The organism is Cognatundibacterium luofuense (assembly GCF_018139685.1).
Taxonomy (GTDB): domain Bacteria; phylum Pseudomonadota; class Gammaproteobacteria; order Burkholderiales; family Burkholderiaceae_D; genus Undibacterium; species Undibacterium luofuense.
In genome coordinates this window covers 37,143-54,008 of the sequence record NZ_JAGSPN010000015.1, presented here as the reverse complement: position 1 = coordinate 54,008, position 16,866 = coordinate 37,143, and the positions used below count along the sequence as shown (strand labels likewise).

The 16,866-nt window shown below is 51.5% G+C and carries 14 protein-coding genes; 7 read left to right on the top strand and 7 right to left on the bottom strand.

The window, feature by feature from the left end; translation table 11 throughout:
- Window positions 1-180: 180 nt before the first annotated feature.
- Entirely contained in the window at window positions 181-1,104 is a 924-nt protein-coding gene (locus tag KDM89_RS16900; protein ID WP_212689100.1) for a LysR family transcriptional regulator, read from the top strand.
- A 292-nt stretch (window positions 1,105-1,396) separates the two neighbouring features.
- Here the strand turns inward: KDM89_RS16900 and KDM89_RS16895 are convergent, their stop codons facing one another.
- Window positions 1,397-2,272: a hypothetical protein gene (locus tag KDM89_RS16895; RefSeq protein ID WP_212689099.1), complete on the bottom strand. Its 876-nt coding sequence runs from the start codon at window positions 2,270-2,272 to the stop codon at window positions 1,397-1,399.
- A gap of 394 nt (window positions 2,273-2,666) precedes the next feature.
- Between KDM89_RS16895 and KDM89_RS16890 the strand changes: the two genes are divergently transcribed.
- Window positions 2,667-3,449, top strand: a complete 783-nt coding sequence (locus KDM89_RS16890) for a substrate-binding periplasmic protein (RefSeq protein ID WP_212689098.1) — start codon at window positions 2,667-2,669, stop codon at window positions 3,447-3,449.
- A 125-nt stretch (window positions 3,450-3,574) separates the two neighbouring features.
- Here KDM89_RS16890 and KDM89_RS16885 read toward each other — a convergent pair whose 3' ends face one another.
- Window positions 3,575-4,201 carry a hypothetical protein gene (locus tag KDM89_RS16885; RefSeq protein WP_212689097.1) on the bottom strand — a complete coding sequence of 209 codons (627 nt, stop codon included), beginning with the start codon at window positions 4,199-4,201 and terminating at the stop codon, window positions 3,575-3,577.
- Between the two features lie 142 nt (window positions 4,202-4,343).
- Window positions 4,344-4,727, bottom strand: a complete 384-nt coding sequence (locus KDM89_RS16880) for a cupin domain-containing protein (RefSeq protein ID WP_212689096.1) — start codon at window positions 4,725-4,727, stop codon at window positions 4,344-4,346.
- Window positions 4,728-5,117: 390 nt separating this feature from the next.
- Here KDM89_RS16880 and KDM89_RS16875 point away from each other — a divergent pair, with 390 nt between their 5' ends.
- The gene (locus KDM89_RS16875; RefSeq protein WP_212689095.1) at window positions 5,118-7,397 is read left to right on the top strand and encodes a TonB-dependent receptor; all 2,280 of its coding nucleotides are present in this window, start codon (window positions 5,118-5,120) and stop codon (window positions 7,395-7,397) included.
- A 58-nt stretch (window positions 7,398-7,455) separates the two neighbouring features.
- Here the strand turns inward: KDM89_RS16875 and KDM89_RS16870 are convergent, their stop codons facing one another.
- A complete protein-coding gene (locus tag KDM89_RS16870; RefSeq protein WP_212689094.1) occupies window positions 7,456-8,040 on the bottom strand; it encodes a hypothetical protein in 585 nt (194 codons plus the stop codon).
- Between the two features lie 406 nt (window positions 8,041-8,446).
- Here KDM89_RS16870 and KDM89_RS16865 point away from each other — a divergent pair, with 406 nt between their 5' ends.
- The 4 genes from KDM89_RS16865 to KDM89_RS16850 all read left to right on the top strand — a co-directional run bounded on the left by KDM89_RS16865 (window position 8,447) and on the right by KDM89_RS16850 (window position 12,846).
- On the top strand, window positions 8,447-9,106 hold the full coding sequence (locus KDM89_RS16865; RefSeq protein ID WP_230427932.1) for an ABC transporter ATP-binding protein: 660 nt from the start codon (window positions 8,447-8,449) through the stop codon (window positions 9,104-9,106).
- Window positions 9,107-9,180: 74 nt separating this feature from the next.
- Entirely contained in the window at window positions 9,181-10,380 is a 1,200-nt protein-coding gene (locus KDM89_RS16860; RefSeq protein WP_212689092.1) for an efflux RND transporter periplasmic adaptor subunit, read from the top strand.
- Window positions 10,381-10,429: 49 nt separating this feature from the next.
- On the top strand, window positions 10,430-11,629 hold the full coding sequence (locus KDM89_RS16855; RefSeq protein WP_212689091.1) for an ABC transporter permease: 1,200 nt from the start codon (window positions 10,430-10,432) through the stop codon (window positions 11,627-11,629).
- Window positions 11,630-11,640: 11 nt separating this feature from the next.
- The gene (locus KDM89_RS16850) at window positions 11,641-12,846 is read left to right on the top strand and encodes an ABC transporter permease (RefSeq protein WP_212689090.1); all 1,206 of its coding nucleotides are present in this window, start codon (window positions 11,641-11,643) and stop codon (window positions 12,844-12,846) included.
- 217 nt (window positions 12,847-13,063) lie between these two features.
- On the opposite strand, the gene KDM89_RS16845 is transcribed toward KDM89_RS16850, so the two are convergent.
- From KDM89_RS16845 to KDM89_RS16835, 3 genes are all read right to left on the bottom strand, one after another.
- The gene (locus KDM89_RS16845) at window positions 13,064-13,534 is read right to left on the bottom strand and encodes a hypothetical protein (RefSeq protein WP_212689089.1); all 471 of its coding nucleotides are present in this window, start codon (window positions 13,532-13,534) and stop codon (window positions 13,064-13,066) included.
- Between the two features lie 161 nt (window positions 13,535-13,695).
- On the bottom strand, window positions 13,696-15,093 hold the full coding sequence (locus KDM89_RS16840) for a chemotaxis protein CheW (RefSeq protein WP_212689088.1): 1,398 nt from the start codon (window positions 15,091-15,093) through the stop codon (window positions 13,696-13,698).
- 12 nt (window positions 15,094-15,105) lie between these two features.
- The gene (locus KDM89_RS16835; protein WP_212689087.1) at window positions 15,106-16,812 is read right to left on the bottom strand and encodes a methyl-accepting chemotaxis protein; all 1,707 of its coding nucleotides are present in this window, start codon (window positions 16,810-16,812) and stop codon (window positions 15,106-15,108) included.
- Window positions 16,813-16,866 lie beyond the last annotated feature (54 nt).

Below are 16,866 nucleotides of genomic sequence, written 5' to 3'. Positions count from 1 at the left end.
GATGTCAGGCATTATGGCGTGCAGATTAAATCCAATAAATGACATAAAATTAATTTCAGTATTCCATTTTATGGAATCAAAGAATGAACAAATTACAGAATCACCGAAGATGAGTCCGGCGCGGCTCGCTGCCCTCATCTTCCGCCATCCCGCATCAACCATCTGACATCAGGACAAAACATGCTGAACCGGCTTGAAATGCTGCGCATCTTTTGCATCGCTGCCGAATGCAAAAATTTTAAGGAAGCAGCGGTACGCCTGCATATGTCGCCGCAAGCGGTGACCCGTGCGATTCAGGAACTGGAATCCTTATCCGGCGAAATGCTGTTTCACCGGAATACAAGACAAACCCGCATTACGCACTTTGGCGCAGCGCTGGCATTGCGCGCACGGCACAGCGTGGATGCGGTCGATCAATTGTTTCAGAGCTTTCAGGAAGATCAGCAAGAGCAGATACGCGGGCCCGTCACACTGACGGCAGCGGTAGCGCTGGGCGAGGATTATCTGATTCCGGTGCTGGCAGAGCTGCAACAGCGTTATCCGTTACTACAAACCGATGTGCGCTTATCCGATGCGACTGCCGATACCGTAGACGAGCAAATCGATATCGGTTTGCGGCTCGGCCATGTGCGAAATGCTTCGATGATTGCACGCCGCGTGGCACAAGCCGGTTTTGTGTTTGTCGGCACACCGGCCCTGATAGCCCGCTGCGGTGCGCCGCAAACGCTGGAAGATCTGGACAAACTACCGGTAACGGCAGTGATTGATCCGAATACCGGCCGCCCGTGGCCATGGTTTCTGGCGGACGGCCAGTTCTGGCATCCACGTCAGCCTGCGATTCAGGTGACCGACACCCGCGCCGAATGCCGCGCCATGCTGCATGGCATGGGCTTTGGTCAGCTGATCGGCTTCATGGCACATCCCTACCTGCAAAACGGCCAGCTGCAGCGCGTGTTGCCGCAGCTTGATCCAGCGCCGTGGGATTTGTACATTTACCGCCCTCAGCGCGGCCCGGTCGCACCGCGCATCCGTGTGGTCTACGATGCGCTGTGCGCAGCTTTCAGCGACACGAATCGGTTTCCGGGAATGCCGGACACAGACTGATCAGCATGAAGGTAATCAGCACAGCATCCGGTGAACCAGCCCTAAAAGCCCGTTTTGATGCTCAAAAATACCCCACGGGGTATATGAAAACGCCCGGACTTCATGCCGACAACCAGCCGTTTTTTTGAAAAACAGGGGGGAGTATCGGATTAAGGGATAATAAATCGTATCAGATGCTGTCTTCACAGCGTGATTTTTTGCCTGAGCAACACCAGAACAAATGCTGTTTTCAGCACAAAAAAGCCGGCGTGACGCTGGCTTACCGTACAAACTTTCTGAACATTTTCTTTGCTTATGCTTTGGGGGCGTGATCGTCAGGCGACAACGGATTCAACTGCATCGGTTGCGACGGGAAACTCCCCGCTAAACCGAGCGCCAGAGCGAGGCCCAGCCATGGACTGGCACCGTAGCCCATCATCGGCACGGGTGTGATGCCGCTCAGCGATACCAGCATCAGTGTCAGGTAATACAGGGCAATGCCGCGCAGGTTTTCACCGGGAATACGCCAGATCGCAATCAGTAAGGCCAGCGCGGTGCCGGTGATGCCGAGCCCGGACAACACAGAATACCGGAAGCCCAGCGCGAACACTTCTTCAACATGCGGTACGGGTGACAGTAAATCCGGCTTTGCCGCAGCGATACTCGCCGTCAGCACCGCCATCATCGCCAGTGCGACCAGCCTTACCCGTGACAAACCATGCCGCCAGCCAGTCCAGATTGCCGTGACTGAAAATGCCAGCACCTGTGCCAGATCCGGTTGCAGCGACAGGATGATCAATACGCCGCCCAGCGTCAGGGCGAACTGCTTTTCTTTCGGCAACTGAAATGCAAGGCCATGCTGCACCGTCAGTAAAATCAGCGGTAATACCAGCGGTGCGAGATACAACCGTACCGGCCCTGTCGTCAGCCAGCGTGCGGGCGTCTGAGCATGGATCAGCAGCGGCGCAGCCAGTAATGCGGTTGCAGCCACCGCCAGCGGTAAAGCCAGTCGGCTCAATGCGCTACGCTGTCTGCTACCCGCCAGTACCGCTAACAAACAAATCGCGACGGCAATTCCCTGGGTTATCCATACCAGTGAACTGACCTCAGCAATCATCAGCACCAGAACACTGCCAAAGGCGCCATAAGCAACCGGCCGGAGCAGGTCACGGACTGTGATCGGATGCATGGTTTTTCCTGAAAATATATAACGATGACAACAATACAGCATCCGCCACAGAAAATGCGGATTCCTGCATATGGAACACAACAGCAGCTTGTATCCTTTTGTTTCGGGCTTCAAATACCCCTATGGGTATCTGTGGGAAGCCAGATTTCATGCCGACAACCGGTGTGTTTTCTCCGGAAAGACGGGGGGTATCTGTAATGCGGAAAATATTGCGTTTTTTTTCGAATAAAAAGCAACAGAACCGCTTTGTCAGAAAGGCATAAAAAAAGGTCAAATGATGTAAAACGTATCGGCGAATAAGCAGCTTTCTTGTATCCTGAACATGATTCTTTAAAAACCTGCTTTTATCGAATTAATTTCTTCATTTTTCATTTTCAGTGATCCGGAATTCCGTATGCGACGTAAGGTACTGGCGATATTGATGTTACTGGCGTGTTTACCCGCCAGCGCCAGCACATCTGAATTCCGCGAGAAACTCCGCATCACGCTGACCGCCCAGTATTACCCGCCCTACATCGACAGTGCAGCAGCCGAAGCACCGTTAACCCGAATCGTGACCAACGCCTTCAGGCTGGCTAATGTGGATGTTGCACTGGCCGAAGTGCCGAATAACCGCGCCATCAGTGGCGTGACGCAGGGATTGTACGAAGGCAGCTACGGCTGGGGACATACCGCAGAACGCGCAGAAAAATTGCTGTATTCAGCGAAACCGATTTTTGATTTGCGGGTGGTTTTTTTTCACCGCAACGGTGAGGAATTTCCGTGGGAGCAACTCAGCGATCTGAAAAAGATCACCATCGGCGCGGTACAGGGCAATTTCTATTCGCCGGAATTCAGCAGCCTGCAATCCCGCGGCGTCCTGAAAACAGACCTTGCGCCGAGCGACATTTCCAATTTCCGCAAGCTGCTGAGTGGCCGCGTAGACCTTGTCCCGATTGATGCCGGCACCGGACAACTGATACTGCAAAAACATTTCACCGCTGCCGAACGCAGCCGTATCAGCATGCAGAATAAGGCGATTGCCGTGGTGCCGGTGTATGTGGTGATCAACAAAAAACTACCGCGTGCTGCGGAACTGATGATACGTTTTGATGCCGGATTTCAGCAACTCAGCGAATCCGGTCAATTGACGAAAATTCTGGAAGCATCGAAGGTAAACGCGCCAGCGGGACGTTGATACGACAAATTACTTCCGTTAACGATCGTCACTAAACAAAACTGCCGGTTAACCGCTGATTAAAAACGGTCAATCCGGCAGCAATTGTCAGACACTGGTGCTGAATAAAAACAATTTCTGTGAAATCACTCTTCTTTCTTCAGTGCTTTCTCTAACACCACATACGGCAGCGCATCTGTCATCAGAACCATGCGCTTACGAATTTTTGCATCTTCAATCAATGCACCAAGCAAACCACCGACAACACCACCGGTAGCACCTGCAGCGACCGGTGAAGCGCCTGCAGGTGCTGTCACCATGGCGGTATTGATTGTCGCCGCTGCCACATCGGATTTACCTGCAGTACCCTGCGCGACCGGAACCGGCGTACGATATTGCTTGCCGGAGAATTCATGCGAGTAAATTTTTAATTGCTTCGACGCTACATTCGATTTAGGGACCCACAAGCCACCATCCATGGTGTTGGCAACTTTCCCACCCACGACGGTGACCACCTGAACACAATCGTCCGGGCCTTTGTAATAAATACCTTCATCATCTTCCAGCACCGGAACATAAACACCTTTGGTGACGAGAACCGCCAGATCGAAATTCAAACCCAGACGAGTAGGAATCGATACGTCTTGTGTCAGTTCGATTGGTTTAACATTGGTCGACGGAGCCTTCAGTCCATCCTGAGAAATATATGGCTGATGCAAACAGCCTGCTAATAATGCCGTGAACAGAAAAACAAAGAACAGTCTGAATTTCATTATGGTGCGCTCCGGATATAGTAAAGGCACAACATTATACTGAAGCATCAACATAGAAATTAATATTCATCAGGAAACACGCTTCAGTACGTCGTTTGCGTTAACAGATTGCCGGCACGATCACCGTGACCTCTTAAGGAATCTAATCGCTCACAGGATTTTCCAGATCCTGATAATTCTCTGCCAAAAACCGTGGGGTGCAAATCGCGTAGAACACCAGATCATCGCTGCCGGTATTGCGAATTCTTTGTCTGCATCCGGCGGGGATCAGAATCACATCTTGCGGGCCGACAGTACGCGGTGCTTGGTCACCGATTTCCGCTACACCCTGCCCCGATAAAATCAGGTAACGCTCGGCGGTTTCGCGCAGGCTGTGCCAGCGCGTGGTGACCCCGGGAGCGACTCTCGCAAGCGCCACGGACATGGCTTCATCTGCAGCGGAATTAGACAACTCGGTGATGTAGCACAATTCACCGGTAAAGAACTCAGTGTCCGGCTGATACGGAAGGAAAGCAGGTTTCATCATGAACGGGAATTCTTGGATAACAGTCCCATCACGATACAACGCAGAGTAACAAAAAGCGAATGCACTCACCTGAGACCTGCATTTGACGCTGAAAAAACCTGCATTCGGGGCTCCCAAGCTTCAAATGCGGCGTTCAGCACAGCAATCCGGCGGTCGTCGGCAGAAAGTCCGGATCTCCGCAAACGCAGAATGCGGATAGCTGCATAGTTTGCATGACATTCACTGTTTGACAAGCCTGTTGTGAAAGCAGATGGCAATGGCGGATATCACTGGAAAATCAGCGCTCAGCATCTACACTGCAAGCGATGAAGAGCGACTGGTTTTCCGTTGCTTAAGCCGATCTGTGATCTGCCTGTTGTTGATTCGTGGTCTGTGGAAACGGAGGCCGGTATGACTGCCCTGCAAAAAATGTTTGCCTGCTGCACTTGCTCCGTGATGTCTCTGATAAGTCCGCTCAGTATGGCGCAGACACCAGCCGGCAAGTCAGAGGCGGCTGACAATACGGTCGTCATTTCTGCGCAAAAACGCGAAGAAACCCTGCAACGCAGCGCCATCAGCGTCAGTGCAATTACCGCAGAACAATTACAAAACAGCGGTATACAAACAGTTTCTGATGTCGCCCGGCTGGTTCCCGGTCTGAATGTCGTCTCCTCCGGCCCGGGGCAAAATATTCTGATCATGCGCGGTATTGCGTCCAGTGCCGGAAGTGCCGGTACTGTTGGCTATTACCTCGATAACACACCGGTGGCTGCGGCCAGCAATGCCTCTTTGCTGTCTTTACGCGGCGTACTTGATCCGGCCATGCTGGATATTCAGCGGGTAGAGGTGTTACGCGGGCCACAAGGCAGCCTGTACGGTTCCAGCTCGATGGGCGGCACGGTACGCTACATCAGCAAAATGCCTTTGCCTAACCGCAGCGAATGGGATTACCGCCAGTCGGTCAGCCATACTGAAAGCGGCGGATGGAATACACAGTTGAGTGCTGTCACCAATCTTCCGCTGATCGAAGACACGCTGGCAGCGAGGGTTGCACTGTTTTATCGCTGGCAGGATGGATTTATTCGCCGCGTTACGATTAATCCGGACAACTTGCTGGCGCTGCCTGACAACATGCAGAGCAGTAAAGCCAACACCGAAAAAACCACTGGCATTAAATCCAGCCTGCGCTGGTGGCTGCCGGACGGCCTCAGTATCACCGCAACAGCGCTGCACCAAAGAACCGTTACCGGCGCGCCGTTCCAGGTTGATGCGCCACCGGGCAGCATCAGCAATCCGGTACAAACCCGCCTGGTAGCAGAGCCAGGCACGCAGATTTCAGCGATTGCCAGTATTGATATCCGTAAACAATTTGAACAATTTGAATTATTGTCTTCGACTTCTTACTACTACCGCAGCGTGACCATCGATGAAGATGCGTCGCGCGTCATCAATGCTTTCTTCTCACCGCCGCAAACGCGGATTTATCCGGTGGTCATGACAGGTAACTATACGAACCGCGAATTCACCCAGGAATTCCGTTTTACCAGCGACTGGCAAGGCCCGTGGCAATTCGTCGGCGGTGCTTATTATCATCATGTGAATGCGCCGCTGGCATCGCAAATTCCAGTGACAGATGGCTACAACGCAGCGTTCGGCACCGCTTACCAAAGTTTTTTTAAAGGTTCGCGTCTGGCGACAACTGCAGAAACCGCGCTGTTCGGTGAAGCCAGCTACCAGTTCAGCAACAACTGGAGCGCAAGAGCCGGTTTGCGCGCCTTCCGCATCCATCAAAGCTTTGCGCAACAAGTAGATGGTGAATTTGTCGGCGGCAAGCCTTCTGGTGTCACCGGCGATGCCGCAGATCACGGAATTAATCCCAAGCTGAATCTGAGCTGGCAAGCGACGCCGGATCAGCTCTGGTTTGTCACCGCTTCAAAAGGCTATCGTGCAGGCGGCCCGAATAACCCGGCACCGGAAGCAACCTGCGGCAATGAAGTACGCAGCCTGAATCTGAACAATGATGCCTTAAGAAAATTCTCACCGGACAGCGTGTGGAATTATGAAATCGGCAGCAAAACCAGCTGGGATCAGCGCAGATTCACACTGAACGCGACGGCTTACCAAATGAACTGGCAGGATATTCAGCAGCAAATCGTGCTGCAATGCGGTTTTAATCTGACGGCCAATTTCGGCTCCGCCACCAGCAAAGGTTTGGAACTGGAGCTGGCCTACCGCCCTGCCCCGCAATGGCAATGGAATCTGACGCTGAACCACACCCGCGCCCGCCTGAACAACGATGTTCCCGGCACCCCGGCCAAACGCGGCGACCGGATTCCGGATGTACCGGAATGGACCATGGCGCTCGGTGCAGAATACCGGGGTTTCAGTGTCTGGCAACGTCCGGCGTTTGTGCGGCTCGACCACAGCTACACAGGTTCTGCGAATTTTCTGTATGACCGCAACAGCCCGTTTTACCAGCGCGGCAGTTATCAGCTGACCCGCCTGATGCTGGGATTACAGGAACCGGATCGCGGCAAAGGCTGGAGTGCGCAAGTGTTCGTGGATAATTTGTTCAACCGTCAGGGCGCAACCGGCTTACCGGTCGCCATCTCTGCTGATTTACCGGATACACGGCGGATTGCCGTAATCCGTCCGCGTACCATAGGCATCAGTCTGCACTGGCGGGGGTGAGCCAGTGCATAACTAAGTAAGCAACCGCAATGCTGCATCATCCGTGCAGCAAGGAAACTTACTGAATGTGTTTTATGGCTTCCAGCGCAGCGCGGTAATCATCGTCCGGTGCAGTTTCTGATACGGCGCTGACAGAAAAAATCACTTTAGGATGCACAATCGCGAAACTGGCCACACTGGCATGACGACGATTTGCCAGCACTGCAAACGGTTTTTCGCCGGGGTTGGCCGATGTGAACGTGACATAGCATCCAACCACACCATTCTGAGAAAATGCGACTGGTGTCACGGCTTTTTCCTCCGATTTCGCAACATACTGTTTTGCTCCCTCAGAAATCCAGCTGCATATCTGGCTTTCTGATGCCACCAGTTGTTCCGGCTTCGGCATCGGGGTAATCGCAATCACCTGACCATTCCGAACCGCACGGATTTCGCGCAATCCTGCCATTTCAGGAATCGGCGCAGTCGGATAGGTATAAAAACGCCAGCCTTCCGGCAGAGTAATCTTCGCACCACGTCCCAGCGCGTACTCCGGCCCGCTCTCTTCTTTACATCCCCTGTCTGTATTGCAGGTATAAGCCGGTTCTGCAGCGATAGCGGTAACGCCGGTAAGCGCCAGTACCATTGAAACAAGTAATTTCATATAAATAGAAAAGTCATGAGATGGAATTTGCGATTTTTGCATAAGTCTCTGCACAGCTTCAGACAGGCGCCGTCAAAAACGGGCATTTTTTTATTAAAACAACAAACCACACGAAAAATGGCAATCAGTAGAGGAACAGCGGCGGCATCGCCCGAATGTCATAAGCATGTTCGCCGGCAGGTTACCGGATGTATTTGCCATTGCAGGTATCGTCGTAATTTCGCCACGCCAAACATGACATTTCCCGGAAGGAAATATTCATCTGAATAATTTCGATTAAATTTCTGCTATCTTGTTGCGCTGTTTTCTATTAATAAATGTAACTTTTTTGCACAATACGTGGTCATTCATGCCCTCCGATAGCCAGCCAGTCATTCGACTTTGTCAAATTTCGAAAACCTACCATATGGGTAACGAGGTGATCCATGCACTGGATCAGGTGGATCTGAGCATTCAGAAAAATGAATATCTCGCATTTGTCGGTGCGTCCGGTTCCGGTAAATCGACGATGATGAATATTCTCGGTTGTCTTGATATCCCGAGCAGTGGTCAGTATTTCCTGCAAGGACGAGACGTCGCGCATCTGCCCGATACCGTGATGTCTGCCACACGCAACCGCGAGATCGGCTTTATCTTCCAGAATTTCCATTTACTGCCACGCGCCACGGCCTTACAAAACGTCATGCAACCGCTGATTTTTCGCGGTATTCCACCCGCCGAACGCAAGCAGCGTGCCGCATTTGCACTGGAGCGCGTCGGACTGGGCAATCGTCTGGGACATTTACCGAATCAACTTTCGGGTGGTCAAAGGCAGAGGGTAGCTATTGCAAGAGCATTGTGCGGCGAACCTGCAATTTTGCTAGCCGATGAACCGACAGGTAATCTGGATACCGGCACCGGCACAGAAGTCATGGGACTGTTCGATGCTTTGCATGCCGAAGGACAGACCATCATTATCGTCACACATGACAACCAGATCGCAGCGCATTGCCAGCGCCAGATTCGTTTGTCGGACGGAAAAATTATCAGCGACAGCAGCAGAACAACGCAAACTGTGCCTGCTTAAGTCCAGTGGGCACTACGGTAATCCTGTCTATAACAACACCATCATCCGATCGCACCGGAACATTCAGCCTGTTTATGAATAAGAAAAAACTCATCACTCTGATCGCAATCACTTGTATCTCAATACCAGTTGCTATTGTCTATTACAAACGAACCCAACCCGAAGTGATGGCGGAAGTTGAAAAAGTCGGTACAGGTGCAATACAAAGTGCGTTTTTTACTTCAGGCATGATGACCTATAAAACACAGGCAAAGTTATCACCGGAAATCATTGCAAAAGTCAGTCAGATTTACGTCAATGAAGGTCAGCCCGTCAAAACCGGACAACTGTTAATCAAGCTGGATGATTCTGCGGCGAAGGCAGAGCTGAATCAGGCGCAAGTACAGGTTGCACAGGCGACGATTGAATGGCAGCGCATAAAGACAGAAGCGGCAATGCGACAACGGGAGGCTGAACGGCAAAAATTGCTGATGGATGCAGGACTTGTCAGAGCCGAAGCATATGAACCATACCGCCAGGCAGCACAGGCTGCCAGCCTCCAAGCAGATTACGCAGAAAAATCGATTCTTCAGGCTAAAAGCGTCGTCGCGCTACGACAAAAAACGCTGGAACGTACTGAGATTCGCTCACCGATTGATGGCCTTGTGATTAGTTCGCAAATTAAAGTTGGCGAAACGGCGGTTGCCAGTTCAATCAGTATGGCCGGATCCAGTCTGATGACGGTTGCCGATCCGAACAGCATCATCGTAGAAACACAGATTGCAGAATTTGATATCGGACGTATCCGCCTGAACCAGACTGCGAACATCACGACCCGTGCAATTCCGAATGAAGTGTTCACCGGTAAGGTCTATAACATTGCCAGAACCACTAGCGGCGAAGGAAAGACAGGCGCTGATGCAAAGTCACTCAAAACCGTTGCAGTACAAATTATGCTGGATCGTACGCATCCCGATTTCATTTCTGGTATGAGCTGTGACGTTGCATTAACGGAGGCCGCGCAACGTAATGCCGTGCTGATACCGCTGACGGCATTGCGTGTGGAATCGGATAATTCAGTTGTCAAATTCGATCAGCAAAAGCGCAGATACTATGTATGGCAGGTCAAAAATGCCCAGGCTGTCAAAGTGTTGCTGGAACTGGGATATGCGGACGAGTTCAAACAGGAAGTGCGCAAAGGTCTTAAAGCTGGCGACGAAATCATTACCGGCCCGGCGGCCTATCTGGAAACACTGAAAGACGGCGCATCCGTCACTAAGGTCCGCAAACAATAATGTCGCGCTGCTTCTTTTTTCCGTCAGCTGTGCTGGCCGGAGACCTCTGATGCGTACGATTGATTTATTTGCTTACGCCTTCGGACAAGTCCGTGCTCACCTGGGACGAAGCTTCCTGACTGCATCGGGCATTTTTATTACTATCGCCAGCGTGGTCACACTGTATTCCGTGATCGAATCCATGAATGCAGTAGTCGATGCACAGTTGAATGCACTCGGTAAAGAACTGATCAGAATTCGTCCGGGTTGGGGCGAAAAACAGCTTGGCAGGCGGGAAAAAGATGCCCTGCAAACGCAGGTGACCGGGGTAGAACATCTGAGTGCTACGCAAAACATCGCTTATCGTTTTGAAAGCGCGCAGGAAATGCAAGCCAGATTTGGACGTGTGCATGCAGCCCTGAACATTTCCACGGCGACTCCAGCCTTTGCGGACCTGATGAAACTTTCATTGTTGCAAGGCCGGTTTATCAGTAGCAACGACGAACAACAGCATTTAAGAGTATGTGTAATCAGCACTAATGCAATGAAAGAGCTGGAATTACCCGAATATCCACTCGGCACACGCATACATGTCGCAAGGCACGAATTTATTATTGTCGGCGTATTTGAATCCCGAAAAGGCGCGCATATTGATGACATCTATATTCCGGTCAGCGTTGCTGAAGATAGTGGTCTGGCAAACGGGCCATGGCACTTCAGTTTCGTTCTTACAAATGAGTCACGCGTGAATGCAGTGTTGGGACAAATCCGAAACATATTACGCAGCACGCAACGCCTTGCGCCGGACGAAGATGATAATTTCACGTTACAGCGTGAATCAGAAATGCGCGTCACTCGCGACGAAATGCTGAACTATGTGGCGCTGTCCGCTATTTTACTGGTGTCAATTTCATTTCTGATCAGCGCGGTCGGCATTATGAATGTCATGCTGGTCGCAGTAAGCCAGCGGATCAGCGAAATCGGCTTGCTACGGGCAGTTGGTGCCACTACTGCACAAATTCGACTGATGTTTTTGATTGAGGCAACCGGTATCGCCTGTGTCGGTGCAATCACCGGTGTTGCCGCCGGCATCGGTATCGCCGCCGTCGTTGTTTCCCTGATTTCCAAAGATCCGACTCCGCTCAGCATACCTGTTTTACCCGTCATTACCGCAATCGTTATTTCGATACTGACAGGGGTACTGACAGGCTTATGGCCCGCATCGCGTGCGGCGCGTCTGGATCCGGTACTGGCGTTGGCCAGTGAATGAGATTGTACGAGATGACCTTCAAAGATTTACTACTGCACGCTTCCCAACAAATCCGCGCCTTTCCGATGCGCAGCTTTCTGACCATCTTCGGCATTATTATTTCCGTCGCGGGCATCATTTGCGTTGCTACTGTTTTACAAGGCATGACGCAAAGCATCAACCGCCTGCTGGCGAATATGGGGCCTGATATTCTGCTGATCAGTACAAACTATATGAAAGGTACGGCCAGAAGCAACCTGCTGACAACGAAGGAATGGCAGATACTGGCGTCACAGACCGATCTCCTGCGCGATGTGACTGCGAGCAGCAGCAGTCATTTTTCACAAATCAGCTTTGGTGATGAAAACGCCAGTGTCTCTGTGCTTGCTGTCTCAGAATCACAGCCAGAGTTGTATCGTTTATTTCCGCTGCAAGGCCGCTTTATCAACGCTTCGGATGAAGTAAGCCGTGCCCGTGTTGTCGTCATCAGTGAGGCACTGAAAACCAGACTAAACCTTCCGGAAAACGCTTGTGGCAGCATTGTTTTTCTGGGCAGTACGGCGTTCACGGTCATTGGCGTGGTGCCAGCCAAACTTAACGAGACACCGATGGGCCTGCAAATTGCAGACGCCTACGTTTCTTTTGCAGTTGCTCAGGAATTCAGTAAGAGCCGCCCTGCCTACAGCTTTGGCATGCGGGTAAAAAGTTCCGGCAGAATGTCTGAGGCCATGCAACGCATACGTCTGCTGCTACATCACTCGCTACGCACGCCGGATGGCGAAGCAGAGGATTTCCGGATAGAAACGGCTGATCAGATCCGCGAATCAGCAGCCGAAATCCAGAATATGATTTCCCGTGTGTTTTACGCGATTATCTCGATTTCATTGTTTGTCAGCGGCATCAGTATCATGAATATGATGCTGGTCTCAGTAAATGAAAGAACCCGCGAAATCGGCTTATTCAAGGCGCTGGGCGCGAGCCAGCGTCTGATTCGGCTTCAGTTTTTTCTGGAAGCAGCAATGCTTGCGGTGGCCGGTGCCTGCGCTGGCAGCATTCTCGGGTGGCTACTCGGCAATCTGATTATTATTTTTCTCCCTGATGCAATGCAAACGTCGATTCCTGTCTGGGCCGTTGCCGGCGCAGTTTGCATATCAGTCATCATTGCACTGATCTCAGCCATTATCCCTGCCGCAAAAGCGGCGAAATTGCCTGCAGTGATTGCACTGACCAAAGAGTAAGAGGATGCAATGCATCAACAGGACAAGTGAGCGTGCGAACCTGAGCTGCCGGATACGCGAAATCCGGCACTTTCAGCCTCAAATGCGGTGTTCAGCACAGCAATCCGGCGGTCGTCGGCAGAAAGTGCGGCTGTCCGGAAACGTGTGATGCGGATAGCTGCATAGTCAGCAAAATTTTTTCAGCAACAAACGCAGGGTGCGTACGCTGTGCGCTTGCTTATTCGCGAAGGTTTTCCGGTTCTGCGTAAGGGTAAAAACGGTAAGTTACGAAGTCGCGGTATCCGGTGATGCGTGACAGGCTGTGCATGCGCAGGCTGCGCTGGCGAATTTTCCCCCAGTAAATCACTTCTCCGTCTTTCAGTCGTGAACGGAAATTCAAATGATTGCCGCTGATCCCGAACTGACCACTGCTGACATTTTCCGGCGGGTTGCCTGATTTATCTCTGTGAAACCAGCGGTTGATTGTACGACGGGCAACTGCTCCGCATTCAGATGAAACACTGATTGCCGCACCGTCCGGATAAAAACGCAGGTATTCACAATAATAGGAACCATCACTGAGAACCGGTGATGTCACATAGAAGCCGTTGTACTGCAGACTGGCACGGGCAGCATTAGCACTGTTGTGCAAACTCAGACAAGGCAGCAACAAAACCAGTTTCAGAAGCAAATGCGCACGGACGGACATGGTGTTTATTGTGTGATAAAAAGATCACCATCATAAACTACCGCCAGCATGTGTTTGTCACCGGCCATCCGCCTTTCGGACTATCCCGCCTTAGGCGTTGACGGAAATCTGCAATATCTTCAGGTTCTGTGCGTACAGAGCAACAACGGACAAGTCATCAGTCAGCACTGCGACCAGTTCACCACGGTCGCCATGGTGTAACTGCCATTCACCGGAATTTCCAGAATCTGTTCCTGCTCTGCCTTGCCGGGCCAGACATGAAATTTCCCGCGCCCTGCAGGCACCATCATGCGCAGCGAGTGAATCCCGTAGGCTGTGATCTGATCGCCGCTACCGGATAAAATCGCCAGTTTCTCTATTTGGCCACTACCGTTTTGCGGCAAAGGATACCAGTCGGCCAGAGGAACAAAAGGAATCCAGCGTCCGCGCCATTCAATGCCATCTTCTGTCGGCGTCTGGTTCACCGCGACAATTTCCTGTATGCGGTCTGCGCCAATGGCAAAAACGCCGTCGGCATCGAAAATGATGTAAGGCACACGGTTACGCCGCGCCGTGTTTTGAGTACTGGTCGTAGCAGCAGTTCCTGCAGCTTTTGCCAGCATTGCTTCAGGATGGCGTCGGAACAGCTCCGGCAACTCCAGTAAAAATACCGGCTCTTGCTCCTTATCCAGCATCACTTCCGGGAAAAGCTCAGCATCCGTACTGCCCTCATCACCAACATCATCCAGCGTGCCGGAGGTTTGCCAGTCACTGAGACGCAACAACTGATCGGCCAGAATGCCCAGCGTTTCCCCGCTTTCCAGTCCGACAATCGCCACATATCCACTGCGGCGTGCATCTGCGCTGGCAAAGCCTGAAACCAAGGGAACGGGTAAGCCACGCCATCGCAACACTGACCAGTTATGCAAACTCTGCGCCTGCGCACCCAGAATCTGCTGTGCCGGAATCAGTTCCCTGACGTATTGCGCATCAAGCCAAATCTGCTTTTGTCCTGCTGCCAGAATCATCCCTTTGCGCTGGCTTTGCTGCTGTTGCTGCTGAACCTGATCATTCTGTGTCAGATGCTCAGACTCCTCCAGCCAGATTTGCAATAAGGCCATCAGCTTGCCCGACTCCAGTAGGGGCAAGGCTTGCGGTAAAGCATCCCATTGCACAATCTGATCAAATATTTCCTCGTCATCAGATTGATGGTGAATGCGCTTTAATGCGCCGTCCGGCAACGCTTGTATGCCGTTGACGCGCGATACCAGAATGCCGATTTGCCGCTGTCCATCACGCAAATGCAAAACAACAGTTCCCGCTTCCGGCGTGACAGCTTCCTGTTCCGGCTTGCTATTTTCCAGATTCAGCCATAAACGTAAATCCACAACGGGCAAAGTCCCCTCGCCGGTATCGAGCAAGCCTGCAACCGGCCCCAGCCTGCGCGGCACAGATATCAGCGGTTGCGAAAATTGTATGGCGCGGTACAGATGTGCAACGGCAATGGCAAACTGAAAGCCACCGATACTTACCCATCCGATATGAGAAACCTGCTCCTGATGCAGTTCAGCACCTTGCATTGCAGACCCCGCTTAGCGAGAAACCAGTGTTTTCAGATCATGCAACAATCCGGACACTTGCTCGGTTGCAGATACCTGATCGGTCGTTGCATCTGAAATCGCCAGAATTGAAGACGAAGTGTTTTGTACCAGTTCAACAATCGTTGAGAATTGTGATTGCACGTCTTCCGACAGGCGGCTGCCGTCCTTAACGCGATCAACGGCTTGATTAATCAGCGTGCTGATTTCCTGCGCTGCGACCGCAGATTTTTCTGCCAGCTTACGAACCTCATCTGCCACCACTGAAAATCCCAGACCGTGTTCGCCTGCACGCGCCGCCTCAATCGCTGCATTGAATGCCAGCAAATGGGTCTGATTAGAAATATCGCTGATGGTGCGCGTAATGTTTTGAATAGAGACCGACGAATTTTCGATCGCGACAATTGCTTCCCGGGTTTTCGCCAGTAACACGCTGCCTTCCGCTGCACCACTCTGCGTTTTCTGTGCAAGCGAACTCGAAGAGTGTGAGCTGGAAGCAATACTTTCAATCGATCGCGTCAGGTTTTGCAACACACCGATCATGTCGCGGATTTTTTCGTGAATCGCCTCCTCCAGTTCCACTTGTTCAGTCACATCAACCGCGAATTTCACAATCTTATAAGCACGTCCGTGACGGTCTAAAATCGGGTTATAGGTCGCCTGAATCCAGACTTCAGCACCGTGTTTTGCTAATCGTTTATAGCGATCAGATTTGAACTTTCCTTCCCCTAAATCCGCCCAGAAGTTACGGTAATCCGCGCTGTGTACGTACTGCTCCTCACAAAACATACTGTGATGTTTGCCACTCACTTCCGCTTCGGTATAGCCGAGCGAGCGCAGGAAGTTGCTATTTGCATGCAGAATATTGCCTTCCAAATCAAACTCGATGATTGCCTGAGAACGGTTCAGCGCTTCCATCTTCCCACGGGTTTCAGTCTGCAGTAGTCTTTCCTGAGAAATATCCGACGCAAACTTCATAATTTTGTAAGGTTTACCATCTGAACCCATGATGGGATTGTAGGTTGCCTGAATCCAGACCTCTTTCCCTTCTTTGCTAATGCGGCAATATTGTCCTGCCTGAAAGTCGCCCATACGCAAGCGCTCCCAGAATGCCAGATAATCGGCACTTGCCGCTTCAGCCGGATCGCAGAATATGCGGTGATGGCGTCCTTTGATTTCATCAAGCTGATACCCGAAAATTTGCAGGAATTGCTCATTGGCATTGACTACATAACCTTTGAGATCAAATTCAATCACAGCCCTGGATTTATCAATGGCATGTCGTACTGATTGCAACTCAGATAACTGTAAATGTGTTGCCGTCACATCGGTCGCCGTGACCATTACCTGCCTGTTCAGCATGCCATCTGCTGTCACCGGAGTGCATTGCAGTTGCAACCAGCGCACAGGTTGTGAGGAAATTTCAATCGTGGTCGTGAAGGGCTGGCCAGAACGCACAGCTTCAGCGAATTGCGCGATATTCCAGGCATCAGGGCTCACTTTAATGCCTGATTCGACCAGAAGTTTGCCCGCACATTCAGACGCCTCGCAATTCAGTAAATCTGCCAGTGGTACATTTACGGCAAGAATACGTGCATCACCGTCAATGAAAGCCAGCGGTAAAGGCGTATTCAGCAGATGAAGGAAAGTGCTTGGAATAGTATCAACAGTGCTCAGATTTCCAGCAGATTGCAGGCTCATTAAAATTCCTTTTTTGACAAAACGAATACGGTCTTACCGGAAATGCAACGTAAG